Origin of the sequence: Pseudomonas sp. NPDC087029 (assembly GCF_044745345.1) — a bacterium.
Lineage (GTDB): Bacteria > Pseudomonadota > Gammaproteobacteria > Pseudomonadales > Pseudomonadaceae > Aquipseudomonas > Aquipseudomonas faucium.
In genome coordinates this window covers 222,560-240,689 of record NZ_JBIVAB010000001.1, presented here as the reverse complement: position 1 = coordinate 240,689, position 18,130 = coordinate 222,560, and the positions used below count along the sequence as shown (strand labels likewise).

Below are 18,130 nucleotides of genomic sequence, written 5' to 3'. Positions count from 1 at the left end.
GTCGGCAACGGCCCTATCGCCGGCAAGCCGGCTCCCACGGGTACGACGGTGCTGTCATTGTGGGAGCCGGCTTGCCGGCGATAGGGCCGGTAGATACACCCTAAAAGCTGGTCAAAAAAAACGGGAACCCGAAGGTTCCCGTTTCTCTAGCACTTTACAAGCGAATCAGCGTGGAAACGCTGGCGGGTTCACACCGGCCATCTCTTCCATCACGCGAACCACCTGGCAGCTGTAACCGAACTCGTTGTCGTACCAGACGTACAGCACAACGCGGTTGTCGTTGGCGATGGTCGCCTCGGCATCGACCACACCGGCGTGGCGCGAACCCACGAAGTCGGTCGAAACCACTTCCTGGGAGCTGACGTAGTCGATCTGCTTGTGCAGTTCCGAGTGCATGGCGGTCTGGCGCAGGTACTCGTTGATTTCGTCGCGGTTGGTGCCTTTCTCAAGGTTCAGGTTGAGGATGGCCATCGACACGTTAGGCGTCGGCACGCGAATGGCGTTGCCGGTCAGCTTGCCCTTGAGCACTGGCAGTGCCTTGGCGGCTGCGGTGGCAGCACCGGTTTCGGTGATGACCATGTTCAGCGGCGCGGCGCGGCCACGACGGCTGCCCTTGTGGAAGTTGTCGATCAGGTTCTGGTCGTTGGTGAACGAATGAACGGTTTCGACGTGGCCGTTGACGATGCCGTACTTGTCGTTGATGGCCTTGAGCACCGGCACGATGGCGTTGGTGGTGCAGGAGGCGGCCGAGATGATCTTGTCATCGGCGGCGATGTCACCGTGGTTGATGCCGTGCACGATGTTCTTCAGCGCGCCCTTGCCAGGTGCGGTGAGGATCACGCGGGCAGCGCCCGGGCAGGCCAGGTGCTGGCCCAGGCCGTCGGCGTCACGCCATACGCCGGTGTTGTCGACGATCAGGGCGTTGTCGATGCCGTACTGGGTGTAGTCGACTTCGCTCGGGCTCTTGGCGTAGATGACCTGGATCAGGTTGCCGTTGGCGGTGATGGTGTTGTTGGCTTCGTCGATGGTGATGGTGCCATCGAACGGGCCGTGCACCGAGTCACGGCGCAGCAGGCTGGCACGCTTGACCAGGTCGTTCTCGGCGCCCTTGCGCACGACGATGGCGCGCAGGCGCAGGCCGTCGCCGCCACCGGTCTTCTCGATCAGGATGCGCGCCAGCAGGCGGCCGATGCGGCCGAAGCCGTACAGGACGACGTCGGTGCCCTTGCGCGCCGAAGCGTTCTGCTGGCCAACCACGTCGGCCAGTTCTTCACGCACGAACTGCTCGGCGCTGCGGCCGTTGCCTTCCTGCTTGAACTTGTTCGCCAGCTTGCCCAGGTCGACCGAGGCGGCGCCCAGCTTCAGCTCGCTCATGGCCTTGAGCAGGGGGAATGTCTCGTGGACGGACAGCTCGGTTTCGTCGGTTTGACGGTGACGCGCAAAGCGGTGTGCCTTGAGGATCGAGATAACCGAACGGTTGATCAGGCTGCGGCCATAAATCGAGCTCACCACATTGTTGTTGCGGTAGAGCTGACCGATAAGCGGGATCATCGCTTCAGCCAGAGCTTCACGATCAATCCACTCACCAAGACACTGGTCGGGCTTCTGAGTCACGGGAACCTTCCACATGTAGGGGGAGAAAAAAGGGGCTACATTATGACGCCCCAACGCGTAACCGGCAATGAGCGCCTGTCGATGCAGCGCCAGCCCGCGTCCATGCCCCTTTTCCGAGCCTGACAGCACGCACTGGCACCGGTACAATCGACCTCTTTGCCGCAACGCTTGGAGTGCAATCTCCCGTGTCAGTTCTGCGCCTACCGCAACTGTCGGCCACGGCCGGCAAACAAACCTGGGGCAACCTGCCCGGGGCCGCCCTCAGCCTGGCCATCGCCGAAGCCGCCAGCAGCGCCGGGCGCTTCACCCTGTTGCTGACTGCCGACAGCCAGGCCGCCGACCGCCTGGAACAGGAGCTGCGCTTCTTCGCCCCGGAGCTGCCGGTGCTGCCGTTCCCTGATTGGGAAACCCTGCCCTACGACCTGTTCTCGCCGCACCAGGACATCATCTCCCAGCGCATCGCCAGCCTCTACAGGCTGCCGGAGCTGAGCCATGGCATCCTCGTCGTGCCGATCACCACGGCCCTGCACCGCCTGGCGCCGACGCGCTTTCTGCTCGGCAGCAGCCTGGTGCTGGACGTGGGCCAGACCATCGACGTGGAGCAGATGCGCACGCGCCTGGAGGCCAGCGGCTACCGCTGCGTCGACACGGTCTACGAGCACGGCGAGTTCGCCGTGCGCGGCGCGCTGATCGACCTGTTCCCGATGGGCAGCAAGCTGCCCTACCGCATCGACCTGTTCGATGACGAAATCGAAACCCTGCGCACCTTCGACCCGGAGACCCAGCGCTCGATCGACAAGGTCGACTCGATCCGCCTGCTGCCGGCGCGCGAATTCCCCATGCAGAAGGAGGAAGTGACCCGCTTCAAGGCGCGCTTCCGCGAGCGTTTCGACGTCGATTTTCGCCGCAGCGCGATCTTCCAGGACCTGGCCAGCGGCATCATCCCCGCCGGCATCGAGTACTACCTGCCGCTGTTCTTCGAAGAAACCTCGACCCTGTTCGACTACCTGCCCAGCGACACCCAGGTGTTCTCCCTGCCGGGCGTGGAACAGGCTGCCGAGCACTTCTGGAACGATGTGCGCGGGCGCTATGAAGACCGCCGCGGCGACCTGACCCGCCCGCTGCTGCCCCCGGCCGAGCTGTTCCTGCCGGTGGAAGACTGCTTCGCCCAGCTCAAGCAGTGGCCACGGGTGGTGGTCAGCGCCGACGACATCGAGGCCGGCGGCGGCCGCGAACGCTTCCCCGCCCGCGCTCTGCCCAACCTGGCCATCGAGGCCAAGGCCAACCAGCCGCTGGCGGCGCTGTCGGCGTTTCTCGACCAGTTCGACGGCCGCGTGCTGTTCACCGCCGAATCGGCGGGCCGCCGCGAGGTGCTGCTGGAGCTGCTCGAACGCCTCAAGCTGAGGCCGCAGACAGTCGAAAGCTGGGCCGACTTCATCACCGGCAGCGAGCGCCTGGCGATCACCATCGCCCCGCTCGACGAAGGCCTGCTGCTCGAAGACCCGGGCCTGGCCCTGGTCGCCGAAAGCCCGCTGTTCGGCCAGCGCGTGATGCAGCGCCGGCGCCGCGACAAACGCGGCGAGGCGGCCAACGATGCGGTCATCAAGAACCTCACCGAATTACGTGAAGGCGCCCCGGTGGTGCACATCGACCACGGTGTGGGCCGCTACCTGGGCCTGGCCACCCTGGAAATCGAAGGCCAGGCCGCCGAGTTCCTCACCCTGGAATACGCCGAGGGCGCCAAGCTCTACGTGCCGGTGGCCAACCTGCACCTGATCGCCCGCTACACCGGCAGCGACGATGCCCTGGCACCGCTGCACCGGCTCGGTTCGGAAACCTGGCAGAAGGCCAAGCGCAAGGCCGCCGAGCAGGTGCGCGACGTGGCCGCCGAGCTGCTCGACATCTATGCCCGCCGCGCCGCGCGCAAAGGCTATGCCTTCGCCGACCCGGCCGCCGACTACGCCACCTTCAGCGCCGGCTTCCCGTTCGAGGAAACCCCGGACCAGCAGAACGCCATCGAAGCGGTGCGCGCCGACATGCTCGCCGCCAAGCCGATGGACCGCCTGGTGTGCGGCGACGTCGGCTTCGGCAAGACCGAAGTGGCCATGCGCGCCGCCTTCATTGCCGTGCACAGCGGCCGCCAGGTGGCGGTACTGGTGCCCACCACCCTGCTCGCCCAGCAGCACTACAACAGCTTCCGCGACCGCTTCGCCGACTGGCCGGTGACGGTCGAGGTGATGAGCCGCTTCAAGTCGGCCAAGGAAGTGGCCGCGGCCGCCGCCGACCTTGCCGAGGGCAAGATCGACATCCTCATCGGCACCCACAAGCTGCTGCAGGATGACGTGCGCTTCAAGGACCTGGGCCTGGTGGTGATCGACGAAGAGCACCGCTTCGGCGTGCGCCAGAAGGAGCAGCTCAAGGCCCTGCGCAGCGAAGTCGACATCCTCACCCTTACCGCAACGCCGATCCCGCGCACCCTGAACATGGCCGTGGCCGGCATGCGCGACCTGTCGATCATCGCCACGCCGCCGGCGCGGCGCCTGTCGGTGCGCACCTTCGTCATGGAGCAGAACAACAGCACGGTCAAAGAAGCCCTGCTGCGTGAACTGCTGCGCGGCGGCCAGGTGTACTACCTGCACAACGACGTGAAGACCATCGAAAAATGCGCCGCCGACCTCGCCGAGCTGGTCCCCGAGGCACGGATCGGCATCGGCCACGGGCAGATGCGCGAGCGCGAGCTCGAGCAGGTGATGAGCGACTTCTACCACAAGCGCTTCAACGTGCTGATCGCCTCGACCATCATCGAGACCGGCATCGACGTGCCCAGCGCCAACACCATCGTCATCGAGCGCGCCGACAAGTTCGGCCTGGCCCAGCTGCACCAGCTGCGCGGCCGGGTCGGGCGCAGCCACCACCAGGCCTACGCCTACCTGCTCACGCCTGCGCGGCAGAAGGTCAGCAGCGACGCCGAGAAGCGCCTGGAAGCCATCGCCAACACCCAGGACCTGGGGGCCGGTTTCGTCCTGGCCACCAACGACCTGGAAATCCGCGGCGCCGGCGAGCTGCTGGGCGAAGGCCAGAGCGGGCAGATCCAGGCAGTGGGCTTCACCCTCTACATGGAAATGCTCGAGCGTGCGGTCAAGGCCATCCGCAAGGGCACCCAGCCGAACCTCGAACAGCCCCTGGGCGGCGGCCCGGAGATCAACCTGCGCCTGCCGGCGCTGATCCCCGAGGACTACCTGCCCGACGTGCATGCGCGCCTGATCCTGTACAAGCGCATTGCCTCGGCGGCCGACGAAGAAGGCCTCAAGGACCTGCAGGTGGAAATGATCGACCGCTTCGGCCTGTTGCCCGAACCGACCAAGAACCTGATTCGCCTGACCCAGCTCAAGCTGCAGGCGGAAAAGCTCGGCATCAAGAAAGTCGACGCCGGCCCCAATGGCGGCAAGCTCGAGTTCGAGGCCGAAACGCCGGTCGACCCGCTGACCCTGATCAAGCTGATCCAGAGCCAGCCCAAACGCTACAAGTTCGAAGGTGCCACCCAGTTCCGTTTCCTGGTACCGATGGAACGCCCCGACGAACGATTCAATACTCTGGAAGCGCTGTTCGAGCGCCTGACCCCACAGACTGTCTAAGGAAGATCCATGCGTGCCATCCGTTGCCTGACCTTGTTGCTCGCGCTGTTCGCGCCGGCCGCCTTCGCCGAAGGCCTGTATCAGGTGGAAATGCTCCTTGTGCGGCAGAACAGCGTGCCCGCCTTCACCAGCCCGTTCGCCCCGGAAGACTGGAGCGCCGGCGCCCCGCGCCTGGACAAGGGCGCCGAGCGGCCATTGGCACTGCAAGACGAGGCCACCCGCCTGCAAGCCACGGCCGACTACACCGTGCTGCTGCACAAGGCCTGGCAGCAGCAGGTAGGCAGCGCGCCGAGCCGCATCGCCCTGGGCGCGGGTGAAGAGCAGTTCGGCCACTTCCCGATCGAAGGCAACCTCAGCCTCACCGAGGGCCGCTTCATCGCAGTGGAGGCGAACTTCTGGGTCAACCAGCTCGACAGCAACGGCAACGTGCTGCAGAGCGAGCAGTTCAAGCAGAGCAACAGCAACATGAAAGGTGGCCAGCTGACCTTCATGGATGGCGGCCACCTTGCCCTGCTGCTGAAGGTGACCCCTCCCGGCACGCCGAAAATGCCGGTGATGGACCCGGAGATGATGGAGCAGTGATGTGAGCACGGAGGATGCGCGGCACCTGCTGAGGGCCCACCCGGGCTGGGTAGACCACATCCAGGACGGGGCCATGAAGCGGGGCCGGGCATACGCGGCGCAAGGCCGCACCCGCCTCCTGGCGCTGCACGACAAAACCATCGAAGCGACCTGCCAGGGATCGTCGGGCGAGCAGTATCGGCAGACCATCGAGCTGCTGCTCAACGGCGCCGAGCTTCGCGTCTACGGGCGCTGCAGCTGCCCGGTGGGCCTGAACTGCAAACACTGCGTGGCCGCGCTGCTGGCTGCCCAGCTGGGTGATAGCCTGCCCGACAGCCAGCCGGCGCAGCAGCCTGCGCTGTCACCGGCGCTCGACCAATGGGTAGAAACGCTCGAAGCCACCGGCCAGCAGGTGGCCGCGGCCAAGCCCGAACGCAAGGGCCCGGCCATTCACTACCTGATCCATACCGGCAACCAGCAGTGCACGCTGGAAGTGGCCAAGGGCACCCGCCAGGCCGACGGCGGCGTGCAGTTCGGCAAGATCACCTCGTTGCCTGAACTGATCTACTACCCACCCCGCTACGTCACCCAGGACGATGCCCGATTATTGCGCCTGATCGATGCCACCAACCAGGCCGTTCGCCCCGTGGTCGAGCTCGAAGGCAAGCAAGGCGCTGAGCTGCTTGGCTACGCACTGGCCACCGGGCGCCTGCATTTTTCCACCGACGCCCTCCCACTGGAGGGTGGACCGGCGCTGCAGGCCGAGTTCCGCTGGGTCAGGCTGGACGATGGCAGCTACCGGGGAGCCTGGTACCAGGGCGAGCAGACCCAACTGCTGGCGCTGCCCGTCGAACCCATGTACTACGTCGACCGCGCCGCGCACCTGCTGGGCAAGCTGCAGCACGACTTGGACCCTTTCATCGCCAGCCAGCTTGCCCGTGCCCCCACCGTTCCGGAACACCTGGTCGTACCCTTGAGTCATCGATTGAACGCCTTGAACCGCCAAGTCCCCACACCCACCACCGTCAACACCGAGCAACTCGAAGGCATCCTGCCCAAGGGCCACCTGACCCTCGGCAGCCTCGAATTCAGTGCCTACATGCCCAAGACCGGCCGCATGCAGCGCCAGATGCAGCATCGCGCCGCGCTGTCATTCGACTACGACGGCCTGCGCGCCAGCGGCAGCGACGACAAGCCACTGGCGCGCCTGGTCGGTACCACCAGCCAGCGCATCCGCCGCCAGCCGGCAGCCGAGCAGGCGCTGCGCAAAGCCCTGCGCGACCTCGGCTTCAAGCCCGCCACCCGCCAGAGCAAGGCGCTGCCCGACAGCGCCGGCGAGATGCTGCAACTGCCCGACGACGAAGCCTGGCTGCACTTTGCCCGCGAAGGCCTGCCGCGCCTGCGTGAGGCGGGCTGGGACATCGATATCCACCGCGACTTCGCGTTCAACCTGCAGGAGGTGGACGACTGGTACGCCAGCATCGACGAAGCGCCTGGCCACGAATGGTTCGACCTGGAACTGGGCATCGTCGTCGATGGCCAGCGCCACAGCCTGTTGCCGATCGTGCTGCAACTGCTGCGCAGCAACCCGGAGCTGCTGCGCCCCAGCGAACTGACCCGGCGCAGTGACGACGAACACCTGCTGATCGACCTCAACCGCGGCCGCCTGGACAGCCCGGCGCTGCGCGTGGCTCTGCCCTACGGGCGGATCAAGGCGGTAATGGGCACCCTCGGCGAGCTGTACCTGCACGAAGACGCCGCCGGGCCCACCCTGCGCATGGACCGAGCCGACGCGGCGCGCCTCAACGACATCGAGCACCTGCCCCTGCACTGGGAAGGCGGCGCCCACGTGCGCGACCTCGGCCGGCGTCTGCGCGATGCCCGCGACCTGCAGGTCGAGCCGCCCAGCGGGCTCGCCGCCACCCTGCGCCCCTACCAGCAGCAAGGCCTCAACTGGCTGCAGGCCCTGCGCGAGATGGGCACCGGCGGCATCCTCGGCGACGACATGGGCCTGGGCAAGACCCTGCAGACGCTCGCCCACCTGCTGCTGGAAAAACAGCACGGGCGCCTGCCCCACCCGGCCCTGGCGGTGATGCCCACCAGCCTGGTGCCCAACTGGCTGGACGAGGCCCAGCGCTTCGCCCCGGGGCTGCGCGTGCTGGCCCTGCACGGCCCCGGCCGCAGCAAGCATTTTGCCAAGCTGGGCGAGTACGACCTGGTGCTGACCACCTACGCCCTGGTGCCGCGCGACCTGGAGCACCTGCGCGCCAACCCCTGGAGCGTGCTGGTGCTCGACGAAGCGCAGAACATCAAGAGCAGCACCAGCAAGGCCGCCCTCGCCGTCTGCGAGCTTGAGGCCAGCCAGCGCCTGTGCCTGACCGGCACCCCCATGGAAAACAACCTGGGCGAGCTGTGGTCGATCTTCCACTTCCTGATGCCGGGCTGGCTGGGCGAGGTCAAGCGCTTCAACCAGGACTACCGCACCCCGATCGAACGCCACGGCGATGGCGAACGCCTGGCGCACCTGGTCAGCCGCATCCGCCCGTTCCTGCTGCGCCGCACCAAGGAACAGGTGGCCACCGAACTGCCGGCCAAGACCGAGATGGTCCACTGGGTCGAGCTCAGCGACGCCCAACGCGACACCTACGAGGCCGTGCGGGTGGCGATGGACAAGAAGGTACGCGACGAGATTGCCCGCAACGGGGCGTCCCGCAGCCAGATCGTGATCCTCGATGCGCTGCTCAAGCTGCGCCAGGTGTGCTGCGACCTGCGCCTGGTCAAAGGCGTCGAAAGCAAAGGCAACCAGGCGGACAAAGGCAAGCTTGGGGCGCTGCTGGAGATGCTCGAGGAGTTGCTCAGCGAAGGCCGGCGGGTTTTGCTGTTTTCGCAGTTCACCTCGATGCTGGCGCTGATCGAGCAGGAGCTGGTAAAGCGCAAGATCCGCTACAGCCTGCTCACCGGCGACACCCGCGACCGGCGCACGCCGGTGCAGCAGTTCCAGAAAGGCGACAGCGAGGTATTTCTCATCAGCCTCAAGGCTGGCGGCGTCGGCCTGAACCTGACCGCGGCGGACACAGTGATCCACTTCGACCCGTGGTGGAACCCGGCCAGCGAAAACCAGGCCACCGACCGCGCCTACCGCATCGGGCAGGACAAGCCGGTGTTCGTGTTCAAGCTGATTACCCGGGGCACGGTGGAAGAGAAAATTCAGCAACTGCAGCAGGAAAAGGCCGCGCTGGCGGCGAGCTTGCTCGATGGCGGGCAGGCGGGGCAGTGGCGCCTGGGGGATGAAGAGATCGACGCGCTGTTTGCGCCGTTGCCTGGAAAGCGTGGGCGTTAGCCTTTTGCAGCCTGAGATGGCCCTATCGCCGGCAAGCCGGCTCCCACAGGATTTTCACTGCCCTTCAGGGCGGCGCGTTACCTGTGGGAGCCGGCTTGCCGGCGATAGGGCCTGCGGTCAATCGATCAACTGTGCGTCCTTCAACGCCCCCAGCGCCTCCAGCCAACGCGGCTGCTGGCGATAGTCGGTACGCGCAAAGCCCTGCCCGCGCATCCGTGCAATACGCGGCGAAGGCTTGACCTTCAGCCGCTGCGCCGCCGTCAACGCCAGCTCCGCCGCCGCCCGGTCGTTGCACACCAGGCCCATGTCGCAACCGGCACTCAGCGCCGCCTCGATCCGGTTGGCCGCATCGCCCACCACATGCGCGCCCGCCATCGACAGGTCATCGCTGAAAATCACCCCGTCAAAGCCCAGCTCGCCGCGCAAGATGTCCTGCAGCCAGCGGCGCGAGAAGCCGGCAGGCTGGTTGTCGACTTGCGGGTAGATGACATGCGCCGGCATCACCGCCGCCAATTGCCCACTGAGGCGGCTGAACGGCACCAGGTCGGCCTGGCGCAGTTGCTCAAGGCTACGCTCGTCGGTGGGAATGGCCACGTGCGAGTCCGCCTCGGCCCAGCCATGCCCCGGGAAATGCTTGCCGCAGGCAGCCATGCCCGCCGCGTTCATGCCACGAATGAAGGCACCGGCCAGCTGCGTGGCACGCTGCGGGTCGCCTTCGAAGGCACGGCTGCCGACTACCGCGCTGCGCTGGTGATCCAGGTCCAGCACCGGGGCGAAGCTCAGGTCCAGGCCCACTGCCAGCACCTCGGTGGCCATCAGCCAGCCGCATTGCTCGGCCAGGTACTCGGCATTGGCATTGTCAGCAATCGCGCGCATCGCCGGCAGGCGCACGAAGCCCTGGCGCAGGCGCTGCACCCGGCCGCCCTCCTGGTCTACCGCAAGGATCAGGTCGGGGCGCACGGCGCGAATGGAGGCGCACAGCTCGCGCACCTGGCGCGGGCTGTCGATATTGCGGGCAAAGATGATCAGGCCGGCCACTTCAGGCTGGCGCAGGAGCTGGCGGTCCTCGGCGGTCAGCCATTTACCGGCGATATCCACCATCAGGGAGCCTTGCAGGCTGGCGGTCATAGGCAATCCTTCATTGCAAACTAATGGAAGCCCACTGGGGGCATGCGGCCTCGTCGATGCGCACCGGGCAATGCGCCGGTACACGCTCGAACAGGCCAAGCAGGTCGGTGTTGCGCAGGCGTATGCAGCCATGGGACAGCGGTACGCCCAAGGGTTGCGTGTCGGGCGCGCCGTGCAGGTAGATGTAGCGGCGGAACGTGTCCACCGGCCCCAGGCGATTGAAGCCGGGTTCGCAGCCACTGAGCCAGAGAATACGGGTGAGGATCCAGTCGCGGCCGGGGTATTGCGCCTCAAGCTGCGGCGCCCACAGCTCACCGGTCCAGCGCCGGCCGCAGAGCACGGCATTGAGCGGCAGGCCCGCGCCGATCTTCGCCCGCACCTGATGCAGCCCGCGCGGGGTACACCCCGAGCCGTTGCGTTCGCCGGCACCATTACGCGCGGTGGACACCTGCAGGCGTACGCGCAGCTGCCCATGGGCAAAGCCATAGAGGCACTGGTCGGCGAGGGAGATATGCAGGAAATCGAGGTCGGGCATGGGCGCTAGCTTAGCCGAAGCGCCCTGCCCCGCCCAGCCTTCAGGCCTTGGCGGTGGCGCTGGCGGTCTTGCTGCGTGGGCGCAGCTGGGCCGCGGCCATGGCATTGTCGGTGACGCCACTGTCGGCGCGCATGCCCGCTGCCAGGAATGGCACCATCAGGCGCATGACCTGTTCGATCGAGGTATTGATGCCGAAGTCGGTTTCAGCGATGGCGCGCAGCGCCTTGATACCAGACATGCTGAACGCCGCCGCGCCGAGCATGAAGTGCACGCGCCAGAACAGCTCAAGCGGCGGAATGCGTGGCGCGGCCTCGTTGACCAGCAGCATGTAGCGGCGGAACACCTTGCCGTACATGTCTTCGAGGTAGCGGCGCAAATGGCCCTGGCTCTGGCTGAAGGCCAGGCCCAGCAGGCGCATGAAGATCGACAGGTCGTTGTTGCTGCGCGGCTGCACCGCCAGGGCCTGCTCGACCAGCATCTCCAGCAGCTCCTCGAGGCTGGGCTTGTGCTCGGGCTTGGCCTGGCGCCGCTCCAGCTCGCGTTCGAGGCTGGCGCAGAACGGGCCGAGGAAGCGCGAGAAGACCGCCTGGATCAGCGCCTTCTTCGAACCGAAATGGTAGTTGACCGCCGCCAGGTTGACCCCGGCCTTGCTGGTAATCAGCCGCAACGAGGTTTCCGCAAACCCCCTTTCCGCGAACAATTGCTCGGCAGCATCGAGAATGCGTTCAACGGTTTCCGATTGGGCCATGACTACTCCGGCAGGCAGACAAACAGGTGTTTGAAACATACGTTTCAGGCCTGACCCTGTCAAGGCCAGGTGACCCGCCGGTCGCCATTAAAATGCGCCAAGCTGCAGGCTGCAAGCGACAAGATGCGCCGTTTGCCGCTTTTATTGCAGCTTTGGCGCTTGCAGCGCATCCGGTACTGTATATAATCCCAGTCACTGTATAAAAAGACAGAGCGCTCGCCATGTTGAAACTGACGCCACGCCAAGCCGAAATCCTGGCTTTCATCAAACGCTGCCTCGAAGACAACGGCTTCCCGCCGACCCGCGCGGAAATCGCCCAGGAGCTGGGGTTCAAGTCACCCAACGCCGCTGAAGAACACCTCAAGGCCCTGGCTCGCAAGGGCGCGATCGAAATGACCCCGGGGGCCTCCCGCGGCATTCGCATTCCTGGCGTCGAAACCAAGGCCGAAGACAGCGGCCTGCCGATCATCGGCCGGGTCGCTGCCGGTGCGCCGATCCTCGCCGAGCAGCACATCGAGCAATCCTGCAACATCAACCCGGCCTTCTTCCACCCCCGCGCCGACTACCTGCTGCGCGTGCACGGCATGAGCATGAAGGACGTCGGCATCTTCGACGGCGACCTGCTGGCAGTGCACACCTGCCGCGAGGCCCGTAACGGCCAGATCGTCGTGGCCCGCATCGGCGACGAAGTGACCGTCAAGCGCTTCAAGCGTGAAGGCAGCAAGGTCTGGCTGATGGCCGAAAATCCCGAGTTCGCCCCTATCGAAGTCGACCTGAAAGAACAGGAACTGGTGATCGAGGGCTTGAGTGTCGGCGTTATTCGCCGCTGATCCAGGAGGCGTCATGCAACAGTTCATCCAAGCACAACAGCAGGTCCAGCTTCCCCTGTTCGAGGCCTTCCTTGCCCAACCGGTTCTGCCGGGGCTCAAGGCCACCGAGCAGGCACGCAAAAGCAGCCAGCCGGAGCTGTTCAGCGAACTGTCCTTGCGTGGCGCCCCCGAGCACTGCCAAAGCCTGCTGGCGCCGGTTTTGCGCGAACTGAGCGAAGAGCAGGAGGCCCGCTGGCTGACCCTGATCGCGCCCCCTGCCAGCCTGACCCAGGCCTGGCTGCGTGACGCCGGCCTGAACCGCGAGCGCATTTTGCTGCTGCAACCCAGCGACAACCAGAGCGCGCTGCAACTGGCCTGCGAGGCCTTGCGCCTGGGCCACAGCCACACTGTGGTGAGCTGGCTTGGCAGCGTCAATGCCACTGCACGCCAACAACTGGTACGCGCCGCCAGCACCGGAAATGCACAAAGCCTGAACATCCGCCTTGGCTGATGTTCAGGCTTTGCCTGTCTTGCAATAGAAACCTGGAGGGGCTCAGTGCAGCACGCGAGGCCCTTCGTCGCGCTCAAGCTCACCATCGATCAGCCGGCCGGCCATCTGCACACCCACACTCAGCATCGCCTTGGCGACTTCGACATGCTGGCCTTGCAGGAACGCCTTGGCGTCTTCCGAGAAATCCAGGGTTACCAAAGAGCCTTCATCCTCGGCGCGACGCAGTTCGATGCGGCCATCAGGCAACTCGACAATTTCCAGAAACGACGTAGACATAAAGGGCTGTTCTCCACGAAAGGCGGCCATTGTACCAGCCGCCGCCGCGCTCAGCACTCACTCAACGCGTCGCGGAAACGTCTCACCAGCCCTTTGAGGTTGCTGCGCCAGCTTTCCAGTTCTTCACGCGACAGCGCAGGTGGCTCAGGCTGGTCGAGATTGACGGCCTGGATCAGGGGCTGGGTGACATCGGTTTTGGGCGTTTTCTTCGCGACAGGTGGTCGGAACAAATCGGCATAAGCGCCGAGCAGTTGCGCCAACCAGGTTTCCCGCTGACGGGCCAGCTCCAGCAATTCGGCCACTTCAGGAATGGCAATGGCACTCAGCGCGTCGTCGGCCAGCAGTTGCTCAACGCTTGGCGCCATGGACAGGCGATAGTAGCCGGCAATTTCGTGGCACAACCCCAGCAGCGCGCCATAGAGGTGGAACAATGCCGACTCGCGTTCGGCCTGGACCAGGCCCTGGGCATTCATCGCCTGGCTATCGGCCGCCTTGGCCATGGACTCCAGGGCAAGGCCAGCGAAGAACAGCTTCTGGTTGGTGCGGGTGTAGAGTTCCTGGGCCATGTCGAGTGGCCTCCTTTAGGCTGCAAGGCGAATAGCTGCAGTTTCAAGGATCGAGGGGTGCTTGTCACCAATGAAATGGGGCCGCTTCGCGACCCATCGCCGGCAAGCCGACTCCTACAGATCTGTGGGAGCTGGCTTGCCAGCGATGGGCCGCAAAGCGGCCCCATTCACAGCACCGAAAAATCAGCGCTTGTCTTCGACCTTCCAGGCATTGCCGTCGTAGAAGGCCTTCCAGCCAGTCGGCTTGCCATCGACCTCGGACTGTACGTACTGCTCCTTGGTCTTGCGGCTGTAGCGGATCACCGCCGGGCGCCCGTCCGGATCCTTCTGCGGTGCATCGCAGAGGAAGTGGTATTTCGGGTCGATCTCGTGCTTGTGCGGCAGAATCTCCAGCACCAGCGGCGCGCGGGTTTCACGGTTTTTAGGGAACTGGCTGGCGGCCAGGAACAACCCCGAAGCACCGTCGCGCAGCACGTAAGTGTCGTCGACCTTCTCGCACTTGAGCTCCGGCATGTCCACCTTGTCCATCTTCGGTGGCGCAGCCTCGCCGCTCTTGAGCAGTTTGCGGGTGTTCTTGCACGCAGGGTTGGTGCAACCGAAGAACTTGCCGAAACGGCCGGTCTTGAGCTGCATCTCGCTGCCGCACTTGTCGCACTCAAGGCTTGGCCCTTCATAACCCTTGATGCGATAGCTGCCCTCCTCGATCTCGTAGCCGGCGCAATCTGGGTTGTTACCGCAGATATGCAACTTGTGCTTCTCGTCGAGCAGGTAGGCATCCATGGCCGTGGCGCAGATCGGGCAGCGATGCTTGCCACGCAGCACCAGCGATTCGGATTCACCCTCGTCGTCGGCGGCAATCTCGTCGCCCGGCACCAGGTTGACGGTGGCCTTGCAGCGCTCTTTGGGCGGCAAGCTGTAACCGGAGCAGCCCAGGAACACGCCCGTGGAGGCGGTACGAATCATCATCGGCCGGCCACATTCCTTGCACGGAATGTTGGTCATGGTCGGCTGGTTGGCGCGCATGCCGTTCTCGGCAGACTCGGCGGTCAACAGCTTCTTGCTGAAGTCACCGTAGAACTCGTCGAGCACGTGCTTCCAGTCGCGTTCGCCGTGGGCCACGTCATCGAGGTTCTCTTCCATGCCGGCGGTGAAGCCGTAGTCCATCAGGTTGGAGAAGCTCTCCGACAAGCGCTCGGTGACGATGTCACCCATCTTCTCGGAATAGAAACGGCGGTTGTGCAACGTCACATAGCCGCGGTCCTGGATGGTCGAAATGATCGCCGCATAGGTCGACGGGCGGCCAATACCGCGCTTTTCCATTTCCTTGACCAGGCTGGCTTCGGTGAAGCGTGCCGGCGGCTTGGTGAAGTGCTGGCTCGGGTCGAGCTGGATCAGCTTGAGCACCTCGCCCTGGCCCATTTCCGGCAGCACGTCGTCTTCGCCCGGCTTGCTCTGCTGTGGCAGCACGCGGGTGTAACCGTCGAACTTGAGGATACGGCCCTTGGCGCGCAGCTCGAAGTCGCCTGCAGCCACGGTGACGCTGGTGGACAGGTATTGCGCGGGCGGCATCTGGCAGGCCAGGAACTGGCGCCAGATCAGCTCGTACAGACGCTCGGCGTCACGCTCCATGCCGGTGAGCTTGGTCGGGTGCGTGTTGACGTCGGACGGGCGAATCGCCTCGTGCGCCTCCTGGGCGCCTTCCTTGCTGCCATACACCACGGGCGCTTCCGGCAGGTACTGCTTGCCGAACTCGTGCTCGATGTAGCTGCGTGCCATGTCCACCGCGTCGGCCGACAGGTTGGTCGAGTCGGTACGCATATAGGTGATGTAGCCGGCTTCGTACAGACGCTGGGCCATCATCATGGTCTTCTTCACCCCGAAGCCCAGGCGGTTGCTCGCTGCCTGCTGCAGGGTGGAGGTGATGAACGGTGCCGACGGCTTGCTGCTGGTCGGGCGGTCTTCACGCTTGATGACGCTGTAGCTGGACGCCTTGAGCTTCTCCAGCGCGGCCATGGCCTGGGCTTCGTTGAGCGGCTTGAACGCCTCGCCCTTCTCGCGGGCCACCTCGAAACGCACCTTGGCGTTCTTGGCAGTGCCGAGGTCGGCGTGCACTTCCCAGTACTCCTCCGGGTTGAAGGCACGGATCTCGCGCTCACGCTCGACCACCAGCTTCACCGCCACCGACTGCACGCGCCCGGCCGACAGGCCACGGGCAATCTTGGCCCACAGCAGCGGCGAGACCATGTAGCCCACCACGCGATCGAGGAAGCGCCGCGCCTGCTGGGCATTGACGCGGTCGATATCCAGCTCGCCTGGCTGCGAGAACGCCTCCTGGATGGCCTTCTTGGTGATTTCGTTGAACACCACGCGCTTGTAGCGGCTGTCGTCGCCGCCGATGGCTTCGCGCAGGTGCCAGGCAATGGCTTCCCCTTCGCGATCCAAGTCGGTTGCGAGATAGATGGTGTCAGCATCCTTGGCCAGGCGGCGCAGCTCTTCGATCACCTTTTCCTTGCCGGGAAGGATCTCGTACTTGGCCTTCCAGCCGTGATCGGGGTCGACGCCCATGCGCGCCACCAGCTGGCGGCGTGCCTTCTCTTTCGGCGACAGGGCCGGAGCCTCACCCGCAGCGGCCTTTCCACGCTTGGCGGCCGGCTCTTTGCTGGCGCTGGCCGAACCGCTGGTGGGGAGGTCACGGATGTGGCCGATACTCGACTTCACCACGTACTGGTTGCCCAGGTACTTGTTGATGGTCTTGGCCTTGGCCGGGGATTCCACAATGACCAGCGATTTGCCCATGGATCGGAGTATTCCTGAATCTGAAGATGAAAAACGCGTCAGGTGCCGGACGCGGCACCGCTATATATAGTGGCAAAAGAGTGAGGTCAAGCGCGGTCGTTCACTCGTGCGACTTGCCAGGCACTAAAGGCAGCCCCTCTTCGGCCTTGACCAAAGCAAAGCGTGGCACCTGCTCGCCGTCAACCTCGACGGACTCCTGGAACATCGAAAGTGGCCGCACCCAGTAGCTGTAATCACCATACAGGCATTGGTAGAAGACCATCCACTCTTCGCTCTCGGAGTGCCGTGCAACACTGAAGACACGGTACTCAGGCCCTTTGTAATGCCGGTATACGCCTGGTTGTATCTGCATGCCGCCTACCCTCTTGAAACAAATTCCGTAAAAAAACAAAAACCGGGGCACGAGGCCCCGGTTGCTGCCTTGCGACGCGATCAGACGCGTTCGAAGACAGTGGTGATGCCTTGGCCCAGGCCGACACACATGGTGGCGACACCCAGGGTACCGCCATTCTGCTTCATGACGTTGAGCAGGGTGCCGGAAATCCGTGCACCAGAGCAACCGAACGGGTGACCCAAAGCGATGGCGCCGCCGTGCAGGTTAACCTTCTCATCCATCTTGTCGAGCACTTTCAAGTCTTTGAGCACTGGCAGGGCCTGTGCAGCGAAGGCTTCGTTGAGCTCGATGAAGTCGATATCGGCCATGGTCAGGCCGGCACGCTTGAGGGCTTTCTGGGTCGATGGCACAGGACCGTAGCCCATGATTGCAGGGTCGACACCCGCCACGGCCATGGAACGGATCACCGCCAGCGGCTGGATGCCGAGGTCCATGGCGCGCTGGCCGGACATGACGATCATGCACGAGGCGCCGTCGGTGATCTGCGACGAAGTACCGGCAGTTACGGTACCACCTTTGGGGTTGAACGCAGGCTTGAGCGAAGCCAGGCCTTCGAGGGTGGTTTCCGGGCGAATGGTTTCGTCGAAGTCGAACACCTTCAGGAAGCCGTTCTCGTCATACCCTTGCATCGGGATGATCTCGTCCTTGAACTTGCCTTCGACTGTCGCCTTGTGGGCGAGCTGGTGCGAACGCAGGCCGAACAGGTCCTGCTGCTCACGGGTGATGCCGTGCATCTTGCCGAGCATCTCGGCCGTCAGGCCCATCATCCCGGAGGCCTTGGCCGCGTGCAGCGACATGTGCGGGTTGGGATCGACGCCATGCATCATGCTGACGTGGCCCATGTGCTCCACGCCACCGACCACGAACACATCGCCGTTGCCGGTCATGATCGCCTGGGCAGCGGTGTGCAGCGCGCTCATCGACGAGCCGCACAGGCGGCTGACGGTCTGCGCAGCCGAGGTGTGCGGGATCTGGGTCATCAGCGAGGCCATGCGGGCGATGTTCCAGCCCTGCTCCAGGGTCTGGTTGACGCAGCCCCAGATCACGTCCTCGACTTCTTTCGGGTCGACCTTGCCGTTGCGCTCGAGCAGTTTGCTGATCAGGTGCGCCGACATGTCTTCGGCGCGGGTATTGCGGTGCATGCCACCCTTGGAGCGGCCCATCGGCGTGCGACCGAAGTCGACAATCACCACGTCTCTTGGATTGAGGCTCATATC

At 64.8% G+C, this 18,130-nt stretch carries 14 protein-coding genes; 5 read left to right on the top strand and 9 right to left on the bottom strand.

Features of this window, described 5'->3' with window-relative positions:
* Nucleotides 1–165: 165 nt before the first annotated feature.
* Nucleotides 166–1,629: a glyceraldehyde-3-phosphate dehydrogenase gene (locus tag ACIPG5_RS01085; protein WP_176511690.1), complete on the bottom strand. Its 1,464-nt coding sequence runs from the start codon at nucleotides 1,627–1,629 to the stop codon at nucleotides 166–168.
* A gap of 170 nt (nucleotides 1,630–1,799) precedes the next feature.
* Between ACIPG5_RS01085 and mfd the strand changes: the two genes are divergently transcribed.
* Genes mfd through ACIPG5_RS01070 form a run of 3 tightly spaced genes read left to right on the top strand, consistent with a single transcriptional unit; the run spans nucleotide 1,800 to nucleotide 9,150 of the window.
* The gene (gene mfd, locus ACIPG5_RS01080; protein ID WP_401372897.1) at nucleotides 1,800–5,249 is read left to right on the top strand and encodes a transcription-repair coupling factor; all 3,450 of its coding nucleotides are present in this window, start codon (nucleotides 1,800–1,802) and stop codon (nucleotides 5,247–5,249) included.
* A gap of 9 nt (nucleotides 5,250–5,258) precedes the next feature.
* On the top strand, nucleotides 5,259–5,831 hold the full coding sequence (locus ACIPG5_RS01075; RefSeq protein WP_236235593.1) for a CsiV family protein: 573 nt from the start codon (nucleotides 5,259–5,261) through the stop codon (nucleotides 5,829–5,831).
* Nucleotide 5,832: 1 nt separating this feature from the next.
* Nucleotides 5,833–9,150, top strand: coding sequence for an SNF2-related protein (locus ACIPG5_RS01070; RefSeq protein WP_401372894.1), 3,318 nt, complete (start codon nucleotides 5,833–5,835; stop codon nucleotides 9,148–9,150).
* 117 nt (nucleotides 9,151–9,267) lie between these two features.
* Here ACIPG5_RS01070 and nagZ read toward each other — a convergent pair whose 3' ends face one another.
* From nagZ to ACIPG5_RS01055, 3 genes are read right to left on the bottom strand one after another with little or no spacing between them, the layout of a single operon-like run.
* A complete protein-coding gene (nagZ, locus tag ACIPG5_RS01065; RefSeq protein WP_176511691.1) occupies nucleotides 9,268–10,266 on the bottom strand; it encodes a beta-N-acetylhexosaminidase in 999 nt (332 codons plus the stop codon).
* Between the two features lie 22 nt (nucleotides 10,267–10,288).
* Nucleotides 10,289–10,813 (bottom strand): L,D-transpeptidase family protein, encoded by a 525-nt coding sequence (locus ACIPG5_RS01060; protein WP_401372892.1) that lies wholly within the window; start codon nucleotides 10,811–10,813, stop codon nucleotides 10,289–10,291.
* A 40-nt stretch (nucleotides 10,814–10,853) separates the two neighbouring features.
* On the bottom strand, nucleotides 10,854–11,561 hold the full coding sequence (locus ACIPG5_RS01055) for a TetR/AcrR family transcriptional regulator (RefSeq protein WP_176511685.1): 708 nt from the start codon (nucleotides 11,559–11,561) through the stop codon (nucleotides 10,854–10,856).
* Between the two features lie 221 nt (nucleotides 11,562–11,782).
* Here ACIPG5_RS01055 and lexA point away from each other — a divergent pair, with 221 nt between their 5' ends.
* The gene (lexA, locus tag ACIPG5_RS01050; protein WP_176511684.1) at nucleotides 11,783–12,391 is read left to right on the top strand and encodes a transcriptional repressor LexA; all 609 of its coding nucleotides are present in this window, start codon (nucleotides 11,783–11,785) and stop codon (nucleotides 12,389–12,391) included.
* A gap of 13 nt (nucleotides 12,392–12,404) precedes the next feature.
* Nucleotides 12,405–12,881, top strand: a complete 477-nt coding sequence (gene sulA, locus ACIPG5_RS01045) for an SOS-induced cell division inhibitor SulA (RefSeq protein ID WP_176511683.1) — start codon at nucleotides 12,405–12,407, stop codon at nucleotides 12,879–12,881.
* Between the two features lie 42 nt (nucleotides 12,882–12,923).
* On the opposite strand, the gene ACIPG5_RS01040 is transcribed toward sulA, so the two are convergent.
* The 5 genes from ACIPG5_RS01040 to fadA form a co-directional block, all read right to left on the bottom strand.
* Nucleotides 12,924–13,157: a hypothetical protein gene (locus tag ACIPG5_RS01040; protein ID WP_133970879.1), complete on the bottom strand. Its 234-nt coding sequence runs from the start codon at nucleotides 13,155–13,157 to the stop codon at nucleotides 12,924–12,926.
* A gap of 50 nt (nucleotides 13,158–13,207) precedes the next feature.
* Nucleotides 13,208–13,723, bottom strand: a complete 516-nt coding sequence (locus ACIPG5_RS01035; RefSeq protein ID WP_401372889.1) for a DUF6586 family protein — start codon at nucleotides 13,721–13,723, stop codon at nucleotides 13,208–13,210.
* A 183-nt stretch (nucleotides 13,724–13,906) separates the two neighbouring features.
* Entirely contained in the window at nucleotides 13,907–16,519 is a 2,613-nt protein-coding gene (gene topA, locus ACIPG5_RS01030; protein ID WP_176511681.1) for a type I DNA topoisomerase, read from the bottom strand.
* A gap of 100 nt (nucleotides 16,520–16,619) precedes the next feature.
* Nucleotides 16,620–16,871, bottom strand: a complete 252-nt coding sequence (locus ACIPG5_RS01025; protein ID WP_176511680.1) for a DUF1653 domain-containing protein — start codon at nucleotides 16,869–16,871, stop codon at nucleotides 16,620–16,622.
* 80 nt (nucleotides 16,872–16,951) lie between these two features.
* On the bottom strand, nucleotides 16,952–18,127 hold the full coding sequence (gene fadA, locus ACIPG5_RS01020) for an acetyl-CoA C-acyltransferase FadA (RefSeq protein WP_176511679.1): 1,176 nt from the start codon (nucleotides 18,125–18,127) through the stop codon (nucleotides 16,952–16,954).
* Nucleotides 18,128–18,130: the final 3 nt, after the last annotated feature.